This window comes from Nocardia neocaledoniensis (assembly GCF_029868625.1).
GTDB classification, from domain to species: domain Bacteria; phylum Actinomycetota; class Actinomycetes; order Mycobacteriales; family Mycobacteriaceae; genus Nocardia; species Nocardia neocaledoniensis_A.
Window position 1 is genome coordinate 1 of record NZ_JARWOJ010000420.1, and the last position, 17,301, is coordinate 17,301.

General features: G+C 71.3%; 14 protein-coding genes. 10 read left to right on the forward strand and 4 right to left on the reverse strand.

The genetic code is table 11. The annotated features are described in order from the left end of the window. Positions 1 to 262: 262 nt before the first annotated feature. Positions 263 to 1,225 (reverse strand): ornithine cyclodeaminase family protein, encoded by a 963-nt coding sequence (locus QH270_RS33205; protein WP_280348688.1) that lies wholly within the window; start codon positions 1,223 to 1,225, stop codon positions 263 to 265. A 19-nt stretch (positions 1,226 to 1,244) separates the two neighbouring features. Next, the gene (locus QH270_RS33210; protein WP_280348665.1) at positions 1,245 to 2,351 is read right to left on the reverse strand and encodes a TauD/TfdA family dioxygenase; all 1,107 of its coding nucleotides are present in this window, start codon (positions 2,349 to 2,351) and stop codon (positions 1,245 to 1,247) included. Between the two features lie 326 nt (positions 2,352 to 2,677). On the opposite strand from QH270_RS33210, the gene QH270_RS33215 reads away from it, so the two are divergent. The 8 genes from QH270_RS33215 to QH270_RS33250 all read left to right on the forward strand — a co-directional run bounded on the left by QH270_RS33215 (position 2,678) and on the right by QH270_RS33250 (position 13,088). Next, a complete protein-coding gene (locus QH270_RS33215; protein ID WP_280348667.1) occupies positions 2,678 to 4,186 on the forward strand; it encodes an ABC transporter substrate-binding protein in 1,509 nt (502 codons plus the stop codon). After that, on the forward strand, positions 4,183 to 5,121 hold the full coding sequence (locus tag QH270_RS33220; RefSeq protein WP_280348668.1) for an ABC transporter permease: 939 nt from the start codon (positions 4,183 to 4,185) through the stop codon (positions 5,119 to 5,121). Before QH270_RS33215 ends, QH270_RS33220 begins: the two co-directional genes overlap by 4 nt. Before the next feature lie 453 nt (positions 5,122 to 5,574). Beyond that, positions 5,575 to 8,751: an ATP-binding cassette domain-containing protein gene (locus QH270_RS33225; protein ID WP_280348669.1), complete on the forward strand. Its 3,177-nt coding sequence runs from the start codon at positions 5,575 to 5,577 to the stop codon at positions 8,749 to 8,751. A 52-nt stretch (positions 8,752 to 8,803) separates the two neighbouring features. Further along, on the forward strand, positions 8,804 to 9,532 hold the full coding sequence (locus QH270_RS33230; protein ID WP_432420469.1) for a lytic transglycosylase domain-containing protein: 729 nt from the start codon (positions 8,804 to 8,806) through the stop codon (positions 9,530 to 9,532). 116 nt (positions 9,533 to 9,648) lie between these two features. Beyond that, entirely contained in the window at positions 9,649 to 10,935 is a 1,287-nt protein-coding gene (gene eno, locus QH270_RS33235) for a phosphopyruvate hydratase (RefSeq protein ID WP_233000695.1), read from the forward strand. Positions 10,936 to 10,975: 40 nt separating this feature from the next. Next, on the forward strand, positions 10,976 to 11,560 hold the full coding sequence (locus tag QH270_RS33240; RefSeq protein ID WP_280348670.1) for an FtsB family cell division protein: 585 nt from the start codon (positions 10,976 to 10,978) through the stop codon (positions 11,558 to 11,560). After that, positions 11,557 to 12,078, forward strand: coding sequence for a DUF501 domain-containing protein (locus QH270_RS33245; protein ID WP_280348671.1), 522 nt, complete (start codon positions 11,557 to 11,559; stop codon positions 12,076 to 12,078). The genes QH270_RS33240 and QH270_RS33245 overlap by 4 nt, the downstream gene beginning before the upstream one ends. Before the next feature lie 59 nt (positions 12,079 to 12,137). Further along, positions 12,138 to 13,088, forward strand: a complete 951-nt coding sequence (locus tag QH270_RS33250; RefSeq protein ID WP_280348672.1) for a Ppx/GppA phosphatase family protein — start codon at positions 12,138 to 12,140, stop codon at positions 13,086 to 13,088. Positions 13,089 to 13,149: 61 nt separating this feature from the next. Here the strand turns inward: QH270_RS33250 and QH270_RS33255 are convergent, their stop codons facing one another. Continuing rightward, the gene (locus tag QH270_RS33255) at positions 13,150 to 13,800 is read right to left on the reverse strand and encodes a hypothetical protein (protein ID WP_280348673.1); all 651 of its coding nucleotides are present in this window, start codon (positions 13,798 to 13,800) and stop codon (positions 13,150 to 13,152) included. Between the two features lie 128 nt (positions 13,801 to 13,928). Next, positions 13,929 to 14,984 carry a TfoX/Sxy family DNA transformation protein gene (locus tag QH270_RS33260; protein ID WP_280348674.1) on the reverse strand — a complete coding sequence of 352 codons (1,056 nt, stop codon included), beginning with the start codon at positions 14,982 to 14,984 and terminating at the stop codon, positions 13,929 to 13,931. Between the two features lie 136 nt (positions 14,985 to 15,120). Between QH270_RS33260 and QH270_RS33265 the strand changes: the two genes are divergently transcribed. Together QH270_RS33265 and QH270_RS33270 are read left to right on the forward strand one after the other, a co-directional pair. Beyond that, the gene (locus QH270_RS33265) at positions 15,121 to 16,356 is read left to right on the forward strand and encodes a cytochrome P450 (RefSeq protein WP_280348675.1); all 1,236 of its coding nucleotides are present in this window, start codon (positions 15,121 to 15,123) and stop codon (positions 16,354 to 16,356) included. Positions 16,357 to 16,473: 117 nt separating this feature from the next. Then, positions 16,474 to 17,058, forward strand: a complete 585-nt coding sequence (locus tag QH270_RS33270) for a TetR/AcrR family transcriptional regulator (RefSeq protein WP_280348676.1) — start codon at positions 16,474 to 16,476, stop codon at positions 17,056 to 17,058. The last annotated feature ends 243 nt before the right edge of the window (positions 17,059 to 17,301 follow it).

Sequence of the window (17,301 nt, forward strand, 5' to 3'; positions counted from 1 at the left end):
GGGCGGGCGGGGCCCCGCCCCCCCCGGCCCGGCCCCCCGCCCCCCCGGGGCCGGCCCCCCGCCCCCCCGCGCGCCCCCCCGGGGGGGCCCCCCGAGTCGATGGCTCCGGTCGTCGCCGGGGTGGCCGTCACCGCCGACCGGCGCACCGAGCTCGGTGCGGGCGCGGCACCCGGTCGCGGTGGTGCGGGAGCGCGTCCCCCCGCTGTTCTCCGGTGCGCTCACGATGCCGACCCCGATGGCCGCGTCGCCAGGTCCGCGCCGCTCAGTCCCATAGCGGCACCTCGACGCCCCGTCCCTCGGCGATGGCCCTGGCCGCCAGCGCGTGCGCGACCGCGATATCGGTGAGCACCAGCCCGCTGTTGTAGACGAAGATCTTCTCGTCGTCGGAACGGCGGGCCTGCGCGCCACGGGTGAGGATCTGCGGCAGTTCGGCGTCCACCGATCGCAGGGTCCCGTCCGGCCCGGCCATGTCGGTGCCGGTGAGCGCCATCTGCGCGGCACTCGTCGCGACCACCCGGTCGGCGTCGACCAGCGTGGACGGCGCGAGCCCGTAGCCGACGAGTACCGCCACCGAACCCGGTGCGAGATGGCTGGATTCGAGCGCGACCTCCGTGCCCGGCCCGGCCGTCGCCAGCACCACGTCGGCGGTGGCGGCCGCCGCGTACGGATCGTCGACCACCTCCAGCACGGCGTGCGGCACCGCGTCGGCGAGATGGGTCTGCACCGAGGCGAGCCCCTCGGGATGCGTGCCGTACACGCTCAGCTTGCGCAGCTGCGGATTCGCGGCCAGCAGGTGCGGTAACGCGTTGCGCCCCTGGGTGCCGGTGCCGATGAGCAGCGCGCTCTCGGCGCCGGGACGCGCGGTCTCGCGCACCAGCAGCGCCGAGACCGCGGGCGTGCGCAGCGCGCCGACCCTGGCGCAGTCCATCATCGCGATGGGCGCGCCGGTGGTGTCGTCGTAGAGGGTGATGGTGGTGTAGTACCGCTTGGTGCTGCGATCGTGGCCGGGATCGAACTTGTAGGAGGTCTTCATGGCCACCACCCGGCGCCGCCCGTCGCGACCGAGCATCGCGTAGGACACCGAGGAGCCGCCGGGATCGGCGACGCTCAGCTTGCGTGGGTTGTCGGATTCGCCCGCCGCGAAGGCGAGATAGGCCTGCTCCACCGCCCGCACCACCTCCGCGGGCGTGATCGGTACGTCGGCCAGGTCGCTGCGCGAGAGCACCCGCAGCGGGGTGCTCCGGTCACGGTTGTTCAACGGATCCTCGTTCGTCTGCACTGCGTTCATCTGTACTGCCCCGCTCTGCTGTCCGATCGGTGCTCGCCCGGAACGGCGCGACCACCCGTTGCCCATACCCATTCTCGGACGATTCCTGCGCGCGCCGGCGACGTTCGGGCAACCGGATATTGACCCGCTTGAGCCAGCGATCCGTGCCGTCGTAGCGTGCGCGGAAGGGCACCCGCCCGTGCACGGCGACGTCGTTGTCCACCAGCAGCAGCTCGCCCGGTGCCAGCGCGGGCGCGTGGCACACCCGGGCGAATTCGGCGGTGAGCCGGGCATACGCCGCCCGGAACGCCGGATCGGCGTCGTCGAGCGGGGTGTAGGCCGGGTCGTAACGCAGTGTGGCGCTGTCGGTTTCGTCGAACCAGATGGTCGGCAGCGCGGGAGCGGGCTGATCGAAGCCGGTGCCGTAGGAGACGTCGGGCAAGATCGGCACCGTCGGCACGGTCAGCGCCTTCAGGTCCGCCTCCGGCAGCCGCACCTCGCGCACCGAGGACACCGTGGTGGCGACCCGGTCGGGGTTGCGCACGCACGCCAGCATCAGCAGATTGGCCCGCGCGGCGTGGAAGGCGTCCTCGGTGTGCGGGGTGAGCAGGGTCGAGCTGCTCGCGCCGGACTGCTCGTCCTCGTGGCCCGCGGCGGGCACGATGTTGTTGATCAGCCTGCCGTTCTGCTGCCCCTGCCAACCGAAAGGCTCACCGGCGCACCGGGCTAGCAACAGCATGGCGATATCGAGGTCGAGGGAGCCGGTGTGCCGGGGATCGGCGGCCTCGACGGCCGCGGCCTGCCAATCCCGGGGTGTCGGGCCGAAATCCGTGTCGTCGACGGGGAACCCGCGGACCACGGTCGCGCCCGCCGGGGTGGCGGGTGGGCGCACGGCGTGCCGCACGGCGACGGGGAGTTCGGCGGCGCGCTGCTCGATCTGGGCCAGCAGGGCCGGATCGTGCAGCGTGTCGGTATGTGGTCGGTCACCTAAACGGTGCCGGATATCGGTGGCGAGCGCGCGGACGGCGACAGCGGCGCCGTGCGGGAGCTCGCGATGTTCGATGTCGTGCAGGTGAATCGTCATACGTTCGGGGAGAACGCTTTTCACCGGCCTTCCCTTCTTCGCATCGGTCGATCGCGGGTGGAATGGAGACTCGATGTGCGAAGGTAGTGCGTGCCTGGTTTTTAGGCAAGACTTACCTAAGGGTTTCGCGCTGGAAATAGCGTATTCGTATAACAGCATGTCTACCGGAGCGTGCTGACCTGGTGTCTTCCGGGGTGGTGAAGTGCCTTGCGATTCGGTGGCGAGGCGGAGAAAGGCCAACAACGGGGCCAGCGTTTAGGCTAGCCTCGCCTGGTTTGCGGCGCCAGGCAGCGCGGTGCCTCGCGCGGTTCGAGGGAGAAGAGACGATGGCTTTCACACGTAGGCAGCTTCTGCAATCCGGGCTCGGTGTCACCGCACTACTGCTGGTGGCCGCGTGCTCGCGCGACGAGGAATCGGACGGACCGGCCCAACAGGGCGGCACCCTTCGGGTCGGCGCACTCGGGACCGCGGCGCGCAGCGAGCGAGATCCGCACGCCAATCTCAGCAACGACAGCGACTTCCTGATCGCCTCGCTCGTCTACGACGCGCTCACCGTCCCCGGCGCCGATCCGACCGTCGCGCCGCGGCTGGCCTCGCGCTGGGAGGCCGACGCCGAGAACCGGCGCTGGACGTTCACGATCGCCGAGGGCGCGAAGTTCCACAACGGCGCGCCGGTCACCGCCGAGGACGTCGTGTGGTCGATGAAGCGGCTGCGGCAGGTCGGTGGTGCGTCGAAGATGCCGGTGGCCGAGAACGACATCGTCGCCGACGGGCCCAACCGGGTGGTGTTCACCGTGCCCGCGCCCAATACCCAACTGCCGCTGCTGCTTCGGCTGATGACGTTCACCGTGCCGCAGGGCACCACCGACTTCACCGCCGCTATCGGCACCGGGCCGTTCAAGCTCGAGTCCTACCAGGGCGGCAACGCCAGGCTGGTTCGCAACGAGCAGTGGCACGGCACCCCGCCGCTGCTCGACGCGATCGAGGTGACGATGTTCGACAGCACCACCGCGCTGAGCAACGCGGTGCTCGGCGGTCAGATCGACCTCGCCTCCAATGTCGGCGCGATCGCCGGGCGCACCGCGGCGGGTCGTGGCGACCTGCAGGTGGTCCAGCGCGCCGACGACACCATGCTCGGCGTGGCCATGCGCGTCGCCGACGGCCCGTTCGCCGATGTTCGCGTGCGTACCGCGCTGCGGCTGGGCGTCGACCGGAACGCCCTGGTGAACCAGGTGCACTCCGGTTTCGGCACCGTCGCGGCCGACGTGCTCGGCACCGCCGACCCGCTCTACGACGCGTCCCGCCGCCGCGACCGCGATGTCGAGCGCGCGAAAACGCTGCTGCGCGAAGCGAATTTCGACACCGCTCGCAGCTATCCGTTCGTCACCAAGGCCGAGGCGCCGGGTGAGGTCGAGTCGGCCAAGGTGATCGCCGCGCAGCTGGCCGAGATCGGCGTGAAGCTCGACGTGCAGGTGGCCGAGTCCGCCGCGTTCTACGACCAGACCTGGCTCAACGCGCCGCTGTACACGGTGTCCTGGGGCACCAACGATTCGGTGCTGTTCTACGCCGACAAGCTGCTGACCTCCGGCTCGAACCGCAACGAAACCGCCTTCCGCGACCCGGAATTCGACGCCGCCACCGCCAAGGCGCTCGCGGCCGACGGTGACGAGTACACCAAGGCCGTCGCCGATATCCAGCGCATCCAGTTCGACCGCGGCGGTTACCTGGTGTGGGGCATGGCCGACGGCATCGACGTCGCCGCCGCTCAGGTGCGGGGGCTGCCGACCCTCGGCGGCTTCGCCCGCGTCCAGCTGGAACGTGCCTGGCTGGCGTGATCGCCGTGAAGTCCTTCGCCCTGCTCGTGCTCCGGCGGGTCGCGCTGCTCCTGGCACTGCTGGCCATCGTGTTCGTCGCGGTGGACCTGCTGCCCGGCAGCGCGGCCAGCTCGATCCTGGGCCGGGACGCGAACCGGGCCGAGCTCGCCGCCAAGGAGCACGAGCTCGGCCTGGATCGCGCGTTGCCGGTGCAATTCTGGCACTGGCTCTCCGGTGTCCTCACCGGTGATTTCGGGCAGACCTCACGCGGGAATTCGGTCGGCGCGCTGCTGGCCGACAAGTTCCCGCAGACCCTGCTGCTCGGCGGCATCGCACTACTGCTGACCGTGCTGATCTCGCTGGCGCTCGGCTGCTGGTGGACACTGCGGCCCAAGGCTTTCGGTGCGCGGCTGCTGCAACCGGCGAGCACGATCGCCGTCGCGGTGCCCGAATTCGTCTGCGGCACACTGCTGATCCTGGTGTTCTCGCTGGCTACCGGATTGCTGCCCGCCGTCACCATCACCGACCGCTCCGGCTTCCCCGCCAGCCCCGACATGCTGATCCTGCCCGTCCTGGCCCTGGCGATCCCGCAGATCGGCTGGAACGCCAGGGTGGTGCGCTCGGCACTGCAGGACGTGGCGAGCGCACCGCACGTCGAAAGCGCTGTCCTGGAAGGCCTTTCGGCCCGCACAGTCCTGCTGCGGCACATGCTGCCCTTCGCCGCGCCCACCATCGTCGTCGGCTACGCGACCACCGTCGGCATGATGTTCGGCGGTGCCCTGGTCGTGGAGACGCTGTTCAACTATCCGGGTGTCGGCGCGGTGCTGGCCGGTTCGGTCGCCGACCGTGACACCGCGACGGTGGCCGCCGTGGTCGCGCTGACGGCCATCGTCACCATGGTGCTGCTCGCCGTAGCCGATGTCGTGCGCCGGTGGGCAGCGGAGGGTGCGCGATGACGGGCGAACGCCGCTCGTGGGCTGACAGTGCGCCGGGGCCGGAGTATTGGCGTGGGCTGTGGCCACGTCGTTCGTGGGCCGATGATGCGTTGCGGCCGGAGTGGCGGGGGCTGCGGCTCCATCGTTCGTGGGCCGATGATGCGTTGCGGCCCGAGCGCTCGCGGGGCTGCGGCTCCGTCGCGCGCAGGCCGACGATGCGTTGCGGCCTGGGTGCCGGCGGCGGCCGCGGGCCATTGGGTTCGAGGTGCCGTTGCGGCGGGGTCGCGTGCAACAGCGGGTCACCGTCTATGGACGCGACCACCAGGGCGATCACGAGTGGCGCACGGCGAGCCATCGGCGCGGGGCGGCACTGCGCCGCGACCCCGCGGTCAGGGCCGGCTGCGCGCGGGATCGCCGCCGTGCGGTGCCGGGAGGCGGGTCGCTCGGTCGACCGCGAGGGTTCGGGGGTGTGCGATGGGTAGCGCGTCGGTGGCGTCGCGACGCGGCGTGGCCAGGTGGTGGCGCTGGTCGGTCGGTGCCGGGGTGGCGCTGGTCGTCCTGCTCGCCGTGGTCGGGCCGCTGCTGGCGCCGTATTCGGCGGAGCAGGCTGTCGGCATGCCGTTCGCCGGGCCTGGCGGGGGAGCGGTGCTCGGGACCGATCGGCTCGGGCGCGATGTGCTCAGTCATCTGCTCACCGGCGGATTCCAGTTGCTGGTGGTGTCGGCGGTGATCGCGGTGCTGGTGACCGTGTTGTCGGCGCTGCTCGGCGCGGTGGCCGCGGTCCGGCCGCGCGCGGCGACGGTGATCGCGCTCGGCGGTGACCTGCTGATCCTGCTGCCCGCTGTCCTCGGCATCCTGCTCGTGCTCACCGCGTGGCCGCAGGGCGGGGTGTTCGCGCTGATCATGGTGTCACTGCTGTTCGGCGTGCCCTACTGCGCCAGGCTCTTCGCCTCGGCCGCCGCCGGCATCGCCGCCACCGGTTACGTAGAGGCCGCGATCGCCAGCGGCGAATCGCTGACGCACCTGGTCTTCCGGGAGATCCTGCCCAATCTGCGGTCGGTCTTCACCACCCAGCTCGGCCTGCGCTTCGTCGTCGCGGTCTACCTCGTCAGCACCGTCGCCTTCCTCGGCGTCTCGGCCCTCGACGACGACAACTGGGCGAACATGGTCCGCGACAACGCCTCCGGCCTGCTCCTCAACCCGTGGGCAACCCTCGCCCCCAGCGCCGCCATCGCCATCGTCGCCGTCGGCGTGAACCTGGTGGTCACCGCTGGACCGGCGCGAACATCACCCAGTCGAACCGACATCCCGACACCCTCCGTGGACACGATGTCGGGCCGGGACGCGGAGTTGTCCGCTGTGGACGCGGTGCCGGGCCGGGATTCGGACGTGGTGGCGGACCGGGATTCGGCGCTGTCCGCTGTCGACGCGGTGGCGAGCCGGGATGCGGGGGTGTCCGCCGCTGACGTGGTGCCGGGCCGGGATTCGGCGCCGTCCGCTGTCGACGTGGTGCCGGACCGGGATTCGGCGCCGTCCGCCGTTGACGCGGTGCCCAGCCGGGATGCGGAGTTGTCCGCCGTTGACGCGGTGCCCAGCCGGGAAACAGGCGCATCCGCCGTCGATGCTGAGCCTTCCGGCGGCGCTGCGGCGGACGAGGTCGGCAGCCGAGCGGCGACCGACAGGTTCGATTCCGCGGAGGGCGTTGCATCGAGCACCTGTCCGAAGCGGGCAGCGGGCGACCCGCCCCTGGATGACGGTGCGGCTGTCGTCGTCGAGGACTTGACCGTGGTCGCCCCTTCGGGCGCTGTTCTGCTGTCGCCGTTGTCCTTCCGGTTGAAGGCGGGGACCGTCACCGCGCTGACCGGCGCGTCGGGCGCGGGCAAGTCGACCGCCATGCGCGCGTTGCTCGGGCACGTCCCGCCCGGAGTGGCGCGGAACGGCGCGGTGCGGGTCGCCGGACACGACGTGTTCGCACTGGATCCCGTTGCGCTGCAGAACTTTCGGCGCACCAGGATCGCCTATGTCGGCCAGGACCCCGGCTCCGAACTCAATCCACTGCTGCGCGTACGCACCCTCCTCGCCGAGGCGGCGCCCACCGCCGCCGACGCCGACCGGCTCGCGGCACTGGAGACCGTCGGCCTGGACGCCACGCACCTGCGCCGCCGCTGCGGACGCCTCTCCGGCGGCCAGCAACGCCGCGTCGCCCTGGCCCGCGCCCTGCTCCGGCGCCCGGACGTCGTCGTCCTCGACGAACCACTGGCCGGCCTGCACGGCGCGCTCCGCACCGAGATCGCCCGCCTCATCGCCGACCTCGCCGCCGACGGCTCGACCGCCGTCCTGCTCTCCGGCCACGACACGAAGACCATCCACGCCATCGCCGACACGGTCATCGAGGTCCACCCACCGGGCGGCCTCACCGGCGGCGCCGAGCGGCTCGCCACTGGCGAGCGTTCCGCCACTGGCGAGCGTTCCGCCACCGGCGAGCGTGGTGTCACTGGCGAGCGTGGCGTCTCCGGTGAGCGTGGCGCCACCCCTGCGTCGAGATCGGGGGATACCGAACGGAACACTGCCGAACCGACCGACAGCCATCCGGTTCGCTCAGGAGTCGACGGCCCCACAGCGAACCCCGACAGCAGTGCGGGGACAGACGTCCGTGCCGCCGAGTTGTCGCGCGCCGCTTCGGCGTCGGCTGAATCCACGGAGTACGCGACAGTCGTGCCGAACACGGCGAGTGCCGGGGCATCCGCCGTACCGGCTCCGGGCGACCCAGGCGGGGTCGGCAGTGCCCCGACAGCGTCGCAGCGCGGTAGCGCGCACGACGACGCCGAGGGAGAGATGGCCGTGTCCGGTACCGGCCGAGCGCGGGTCGACGGCGCCGCGCCCCGATCGTCCGGCACGGCTGATCGTCCCGATCGACCGGCAGCCTTGCGCGCCGAGGCGATCCGCGCGAGCGCGAACGGCGAGGACCTCCTCCACGACATCGAGTTCGCCGTCGGCGCCGGCGAAGCACTGGCCGTAGTGGGCCCTTCCGGGGCGGGCAAGACGACACTGGCCCGCGTGCTCGCGGGACTGCACCGCACCGCCACCGGCACGCTCGAATTGCGCGGTACCCCGATCGGGGTCGGTCGCCGACGGCGAATCCGCGCGGGCGCCAACGGCATCCAGCTCGTCACCCAGAATCCGCTCGGCGCGCTCAATCCACGCCGCACGGTCGGCCAGACGTTGGCGCGACCGCTGCGCCGAATCGCGAAGGTGCCCAGGGTCGAGCTACCGGCCCGGGTCGAAGCCCTGCTCACCGCGGTCGACCTCCCCGCCGATCTCGCGACCAGGCACCCCGGCCAGCTCTCCGGCGGCCAACGCCAGCGCGTCGCCCTGGCCAGGGCGCTGGCCGCCGATCCCGCCGTCCTGATCTGCGACGAGATCACCACCGCCCTCGACGCCGCCACCGCCACCGCGATCATGACCTTGCTCGACGATCTGCGCGCGACCCGCGCCACCGCCGTCGTGCTGATCAGTCACGACATGGCCTTGATCACCACACATTGCACCGATGTCCTCGTCCTCGACCACGGCCGCGTCGTCGAATCCGGCGCCCCCGCAACCGTGCTGGCAGCCCCTGCGCACCAGGCGACAGCGGCCCTGCTCGGCTGACCCGCACTCTGAGAACTCGCTGTGAGAGGTGCCGTCGCGGCGATGGATCTGGATGATTGATTACGTGTCTGTGAAGAAAGTCGGCGTCTTCGCCGCGGTGGCGGTGACCGCCTTGCTCGCGGGGTGCAGCTCGCTCGCGTCGATTCCCGGCGACATGCCGCCCGGTCCCGGTGCCGCGCTGCCCGCGATCGATGTCGACGCGCCGGGGCGGGCGGCGGAGCAGTTGCGGGCGTGGGCCGATGAGCAGTCCGAGGCGGTCGGCATCGAGCCGGTGGCGCTGGAGGCCTACGGGTACGCGGCGGCGGTGCTGGCGAAGTCGAGGCCGGAATGCGGGATCGCCTGGACCACCCTGGCCGGGATCGCGAGCGTGGAGAGCGGCCACGGCACCCATCGCGGCGCCGGCGTAGACGCGGACGGGACGGTGCGCCCGGCGATCATCGGCGTCGCCCTCGACGGCACCAAGGGCAATGCGACCATCGGCGACACCGACGGCGGCAGCCTCGACGGCGACACCACCTACGACCGGGCCGTCGGCCCACTGCAGTTCATCCCCGAGACCTGGCGGCGCTGGGCCGTCGACGCCAACGGCGACGGCGTGCTCGACCCGCAGAACATCGACGACGCGTCCCTGACCGCCGCCAGGTACCTGTGCGTCCGCGGCGGCGACCTGACCTCGGCCGACGGCTGGCAGCGCGCCCTGTTCGCCTACAACCAGTCGAACAAGTACATGCGGGTGGTGCGCGACCGGGCCGCGACCTACAGCATCGGCCGCCGGGTGTAGTTACCGGCCGGCCCGGAGTGCCGGTTACTCCACGTCACGCCGAGACGATAGGCTCGGCACCGCACGGACCATCCCGTGAGACCTACCGTGCCTTTCAGTCGTAAGGAGTCGTTTTCGTGGCCATCATCGAACAGGTCGGAGCGCGCGAGATTCTGGATTCGCGCGGCAATCCCACTGTCGAGGTCGAGATCGCCCTCGACGACGGCACCCTGACCAGGGCGGATGTGCCCTCCGGCGCGTCCACCGGCGAGCACGAGGCCGTCGAGCTGCGTGACGGCGGCGACCGGTACAACGGCAAGGGCGTCACCAAGGCGGTCGAGGGTGTCCTCGACGAGATCGCGCCCGCCATCATCGGTCTCGACGCCGTCGAGCAGCGCACCGTCGACCAGGTCCTGCTGGATCTGGACGGCACCCCCGACAAGTCCCGCCTCGGCGCGAACGCCCTGCTCGGCGTCTCGCTGGCCGTGGCGCGCGGCGCCGCCGAGTCCTCGGGCCTGGAGCTGTTCCGCTACCTGGGCGGCCCGAACGCCCACGTGCTGCCCGTGCCGATGATGAACATCCTCAACGGTGGCGCGCACGCCGACACCGGCGTCGATGTCCAGGAGTTCATGGTGGCCCCGATCGGCGCCCCCACCTTCCGCGAGGCGCTGCGCTGGGGCACCGAGGTGTACCACTCGCTCAAGGCCGTGCTCAAGGAGAAGGGCCTGTCCACCGGCCTCGGTGACGAGGGCGGCTTCGCCCCCGACGTCGCGGGCACCGTGGAAGCGCTCGACCTGATCAGCCTGGCCATCCAGCGCGCGGGCTACAAGCTCGGCACCGACGTCGCGCTCGCGCTCGACGTGGCCGCCACCGAGTTCTACACCGCGGGCGAGGGCTACAAGTTCGAGGGCAAGGTCCGCACCGCCGCCGAGATGGGCGAGTTCTACAGCGACCTGCTCACCCGTTACCCGCTGGTCTCCATCGAGGACCCGCTGTCGGAGGACGACTGGGACGGCTGGGTCGCGCTCACCGACTCGATCGGCGACAAGGTGCAGCTGGTCGGCGACGACCTGTTCGTCACCAACCCGGAGCGTCTGGAAGAGGGCATCGCCAAGGGCGCGGCCAACGCGCTGCTGGTGAAGGTCAACCAGATCGGCACCCTGACCGAGACTCTCGACGCCGTCGAGCTCGCGCACCGCAACGGCTACAAGACCATGATGTCGCACCGTTCGGGCGAGACCGAGGACACCACCATCGCCGACCTCGCGGTCGCCGTCGGTTCGGGTCAGATCAAGACCGGCGCCCCCGCGCGTTCCGAGCGGGTCGCCAAGTACAACCAGCTGCTGCGCATCGAGGACGCCCTCGGTGATTCGGCACGCTACGCCGGTGACGTGGCCTTCCCGCGTTTCACCGGCGAGTTCTGAGCAGTACCGCAGTACAGGTGAGATGACGGGGCGGTAGCGAATGACCGAGCGACGTGCGCGTGGGACCAGTCCGGCCGGACGAGGCGACCGCCGCACGTCGCGGGCCGCGCGCTCCCGCCCCAGTCATCTCGACTCACCCGGTCGCCCCGCGGCGGCCAAACGCACGACCCGCCGCCGGCCCGAGTCCACCTCGGGCGCCAAGCGCAAGCCCAGCGGCAAGCTCACCCGCAACGAGCACACCATCCTCGGTCTCTCGACCGGCAAGGCGGTGATCCTCGCGGCGGTGCTGTGCGGGCTCGCGCTCACGCTGGCCGTGCCGACCCGCACCTACTTCAGTCAGCGCGCCGAAGCGGCCGCGCTGGCCGAGCAGCGCGCGGAACTGGACGCCGATCTCGCCGCCCTGCGCGATCGCCGCGCCCAGCAGCAGGATCCGGCCTACATCCGCACTGAGGCGCGCGACCGCCTGCGGCTGGTGATGCCCGGCGAAACCCCTTACATCGTGCAGATTCCCGGCATCGAGGCCCCGGCGCCGCCGCCGATGAGCACCCGCGAAGCGGCGCCCGACCCCTGGTACACCGACCTGTGGCGCAGCATCTCCGAACCGGCCCCGGAAGGACCAAGGTGACAGCACCCGACGAGCGCGACCTCGAGATCATCGCCCAGCAGCTGGGCCGCGAGCCGCGCGGTGTGCTCGCCGTCGCCTACCGCACCCCGGACGGCCTGCCCGCGGTGGTGAAGACCGCGCCGCGTCTGCCCGACGGCACCCCGTTCCCCACGCTGTACTACCTGACCGACCCGCGGCTCACGGCCGAGGCGAGCAGGCAGGAATCGGCGGGGGTGATGCGGGAGATGACCGAGCGGCTGGCCGCCGACCCCGAGCTGGCCGCCGCCTACCGCGCCGCGCACGAGAGCTACCTCGCCGAACGCGACGAGATCGAGTCGCTCGGCACCGATTTCACCGGCGGCGGCATGCCCGACCGGGTGAAGTGCCTGCACGTGCTGATCGCGCATTCGCTGGCCAAGGGGCCCGGCGTGAACCCGTTCGGTGACGAGGCCGTGGCGCTGGCAGCCGACGCGGGATTGCGCGGCACCGCCATCCCGGCCGACTGGCCGGCGGCACGCAAGTCCGAAGAATCGGCATAATCGCGAAGGAGCGCCGGTCCGTCTCCGGCCCGGCGCCCGCGCCGACCAGGAGGAACATCATGACCGAGCGCATCGCCGCGGTGGACTGTGGCACGAATTCGATCCGTCTGCTGATCTCCGAGGTGGGCGCGGACGGCGCCCTCACCGACGTGCACCGGGAGATGCGCATCGTCCGGCTCGGCCAGGGCGTCGACGCGTCGGGCCGGCTGGCGCCGGAAGCGATCGAACGCACGCGGGCGGCGCTGGCCGCCTACGTCGATGTGATGCTCGCGCAAAAGGTTTCGCGCGTCCGGATGGTCGCCACGTCGGCCACCCGCGATGCCGCCAACCGGGACGACTTCTTCGACATGACCCGCGCCGAACTCGGCCGGGTGGTGCCGGGCGCGGTCGCCGAGGTGATCACCGGTGACGAGGAGGCGCGGCTGTCCTTCGCCGGCGCAGTCGGCGAATTGTCCGCCGACGCGGGGCCTTTCGTGGTGGTCGACCTCGGCGGCGGCTCGACCGAACTGGTGGTCGGTGACAGCGCGGGCGTCCAGGCCGCGTACTCCGCCGACATCGGTTGCGTGCGGATCACCGAACGCTGCCTGCCCGGCAACCCGCCGACCGCCGACCAGGTGGCCGCCGCCCGCGAGTTCGCGCAGCAGAAGCTCGACGAGGCCTTCGCGAAGGTCCCGGTCGACCGGGTACACACCTGGGTCGGCGTCGCGGGCACCATGACCACCATCACCGCCGTCGCCCTCGACCTCCCCGAATACGACTCCAGCCGAGTCCATCTCACGCGCCTGAGCCTGGCCGAGGTACACGAGGTCTGCGACCGCCTGATCGGCATGGACCACGACCAGCGCGCCGCCCTCGGCCCGATGCACCCCGGCCGCGTCGACGTCATCGGCGGCGGCGCCGTGATCACCGAGGTCCTGGCCGACGAACTGGCCCAGCGCGCCGGCGTCACCGAGCTGGTCGTCAGCGAACACGACATCCTCGACGGCATCGCCATGTCGATCCTGGGCTGATCATCGAACGGCCTCGCCGCGCACCGCCATTATCTCGGTGCGCGGCGAGGAGAACGCAGGCTCAGGGCAGGACCTGCGGGATGACGTCCGGGGCGACGGCGCCGACCGCGGCGCCGATCAGGGCGCCGACGAGGGCGTTGGGCAGGCCGATCAGGCCGACACACGGCAGGTACAGGATCATCGTGGTGATCATCGGAATGCAGACCACCGCGGCGGCGACCAGGCCGACGCCCGCGCCGATCGCGGCGGCGTTGTGCACCGGGTCGGAATTCTGCGCGGCCGGGTTGGTGGCGATGGTCTTCAGTTCGGCGGCGGTGGCCTGCGAGAGCTGTGGGGTCGCCGTCACGGTGCGCCCGTCGGCGGAGATCTCGGTGGCCACGGTGATGGTGTTGCCGCCGACCGTCGCGAAGCTGGTGGGCACCTGGGCGATCGGGCTGCCGGTCGCCGACTCGACGGTCAACGTGCCGTCTTCGGCACGGACGAAACGCCCGTCGTCCACCGAGGCGGTGACGGTGCGCAGGTCCGGCGTGACGGCGGTGCGGTAGCCGATGTTCTCGGCCTGACCGGCCGAGGCCAGGCCCGCCGCGTACCGCGTCTGCTGATCGGCGGTGACCTCGGCGGACGCCGTCCCGGCGAAGGCGACTGCGACGGCCAGGGGAAGTGCGGCGGCGAGCACGCGTCGTCCCGCACGGAAACTCGAGTTCTGGAACATGGTGGAGAAACTCCCTCACCGAACCCGCCCGAAGAATTCGCCTGCCCCGGGTGAATCCGTAATTTCGTGGTCGATGACGCAGAATATTCGGAGCGCACCGGGTTGCCGGATGGGCTTCGCCGCCCAGCTCAGCGTCGAATCGGACGAATCGGCGCGCGATATCGCCGCCGCGGCCGGGTTTTCGGCGCCGGGGTATCGCCGAGTTCGGCCAGCAGCGCGCGTCGCCGCTCCGGGTCGATCGAGCGCCGGTCGCGACGGGTCAGCGCGCCCTCGAGTGCCCACAACATCTCCAGTGTCAGCCCGGGCGTCTCGGCTGCCCACAGCCGCCGGTAGGTCTCGACGGCGCCGAGTTCGGCGAGGTCGTCCAGGGAGCGCACCTCGGCAGCGGCGAGCATGTCCGCGGCGGCCGCCCCGAGGACGTCGAGGGCACCCCGTCGTTCCCTGATCCGCAGATGCGCCTCGCCCCTGACCTTTTCGGCCTCGTCCCAGACCGCCACCCGCACCGCGTCCGGGTCCGACGGCGCGTCCGCGCGGCCGAGCACCTGGGCCCTGGCCTGCCGCGCGACGGAGGTCATCCGGTGGAATCGGCGGAACACCTGAATTTCCCCGTCGTGCCCGTGATCCCATTCGTCGAGATACGTGTAGTCGGTGCCGTATCCGTTGCCCGAGGAATCGAGGCGCGCGGCATCGAGTGCCCATCGCCGCGCGTCGTCGGGTGTCGCCGGGCTGAGCACGAGAAGTCCGCGACGCCGGGAGATGTCGCCGTGTACGCGCCGATATCCGGTCCACGGTTCCTCGGCCGTGAGTGCCCGTTCCAGGCCGAACGTGTGCCATCGCACGGTCGACGAATCAGCGCTCCGGGCAAGCTGTTTCAGCTGCGCGGCCGCGTGGTCGTCGAACCGGGTGCACCACCCCGGCGCGAGCACGATCGGATCGGCCGGGTCGGCGTCGAACGGTGTCGGGGTCAGGAATTCCCGATCGAGCAGGACGACGGTTCCGGGTCGGGCCTGAAACGACAGACCCCACAGCAGACGGACCAGCATCCGCGCGCCGCGGTCGTCGGAGAGCACGTGCCACGTGTCGTGGAAGCGATTCGTGCTGAAGCGCGCGTGGGTCCCCGGCCGCGGCGTGATCACCGTCCGCACACCGCGGACTCCCCGCACGGCGTGCCGGTGCAGTTTCATGCGGTCGCCGATGTTCCGGGCATTCCCTGGTCGCTGTCGCTTCATCACCACAAGGAGGCCACACCGGCGCCGGGGCCGGCAATCGATTTTCGGCAATTAATGAGACATATGAGCACGAATGTCTTATCGTAGAGTCATGAGTTCAACGACGTCTCATGCGGCCCGCTTCGAACTGCGTTCCGGGGAGTCCTGGCGCGATCCCTGGCCCATGTACTCCGCCTTGCGTGACCACGATCCGGTCCACCGGGTGGTCCCCGACGGACGCGAGGCCGACGACTTCTACGTCCTGTCCCGCCATGCCGACGTGTGGACGGCCGCGCGCGACCCCGAAACGTTCTCCTCCGCAGCGGGATTGACGGTCGACTATGTCGACCTGGCGGCCGCCGGCTTCGGCGCCGTGAAGCCGTTCGTCTTCATGGACCCGCCGGAGCACACCGACTTCCGGCGCCGCGTCGCACCGGGATTCACCCCGCGCCAGGTGAATTCGGTCGAGCCCGCGGTGCGCCGCTTCGTGGTCGACCGCATCGAGCGGCTGCGCGCGGAAGGCTCGGGCGATATCGTCGCCGACCTGTTCAAGCCGTTGCCGACCATGGTGGTCGCGCACTATCTCGGTGTGCCGGAACGCGATCACGGCAAGTTCGACGCGTGGACCGAGAACATCGTCGGTGGTGCCGTCGCCGGGGCCGGACTCGCCGCGGGCGACCAGCACGCCTTCACCGCCGTCGGCGAACTCGTCGGCTACTTCGGCGAACTGATCGCCCGGCGCCGCGCCGAACCCGGCGACGACACCATCTCGCATCTGCTGGCCTCCGGCCTCGGCGCCGACGGCGACGACGAGGGCCTGATCGCGATCCTCGGCTTCGCGTTCACCATGATCACCGGCGGCAACGACACCACCACCGGCAATCTGGGCGGTGCCGTCCAGCTGCTGTCCGCCTACCCCGAGCAACGCCGACTGCTCGTCGACGACCCCTCGCTCATCCCCGACGCCGTCGAGGAATTCCTCCGGATGACCTCTCCGGTGCAGGGCCTGGCTCGCACCGCCACCCGCGATGTCGAACTGCGCGACACCACCATCCCGGTGGGCCGCCGGGTGCTGCTGCTGTACGGCTCCGCCAACCGCGACGAGCGCGAATTCGGCCCCACTGCGGGCGAACTCGATGTCCGGCGCAACCCCAAACGCATCCTCACCTTCAGCCACGGACATCACCACTGTCTCGGTGCGGCCGCCGCCCGCATGCAGGCCCGGGTGGCGTTGGAGGAACTGCTGGCCCGCTGCCCCGACTTCGCCGTCGACCTCGACGCGGTGCGCTGGTCGCAGGGCAACTACGTGCGCTGGCCGGTATCGGTGCCGTTCCGGGCGACGGCATGAGGTGCCGGTGGATCGGCGTGACGGTCGAGGACCCGGTAGCCGTAGCATGAGCGGTCGTCGGCCGACGACCGCGCAGCGTGACCACGGCGGCCGCCCGAGCACGGCAGGAGACACGGTATGAGCGGCGACTGGCTCGCCACCGATCGCGCGGACCTGGCCGCCGAACGCATCCTCGACGCGGCGGCGCGGCTGTTCGCCGAGCACGGCGTCGCGGCGGTCGGCATGCGCGACATCGCCGCGGCGGCGGGCTGTTCCCGGGCGACGCTCTACCGGTACTTCGAGAACCGGCAGGCCGTGCGGATCGCGTTCGTGCACCGCGAGACCCGCCGCATCGTCGCCGACCTGGCCGAACGGGTGCGCGATATCGCCGATCCGGGGGAGCGTGTCGTCGCCGCCATGCTCGGCGCGATCGCCGCGGTCCGCGCCGACCCGCTGCTCATCGCCTGGTTCCGCCCCGGTGATTCGGACACGGCGGGCCGGATCAGCCAGGACTCCGACGTGATCGAATCGCTGGCGGCCGCCATGTTCGCCGACACCGATCTCAGCGACCCGGAACGCAGCAGGCTGGCCCGCTGGCTCACCCGCGCGATCGTCTCGTTTCTGGCGACCCCCGGCCGCGACGAGGCCGACGAACGCGCCATGCTCGAGGAGTTCGTCGCCCCGATCGTGACCCGCTCCGCGCCCACCTGGGCGGAGCGCTGAGGGTCAGCCCTCGGCCGGCCGCGCGAGGTGCGCCGAGCGCGGTTCCGGCATCGCGCACACCGTGCCGTCGGCCATCCCGGTCGGCCGCACGCCGAGGCCCTGGTTGAGCCGCGCCCGCTGGTTCTCCCACGCGATGGCGCCGGGCCTGTCCGATGACCGTGGCGTATCCCCTGATTCGCTGGACCACCCGCATCGCTACCACCTCTTCGGTTCGACGACTGGTTCACGTACGAACCTCCGCCT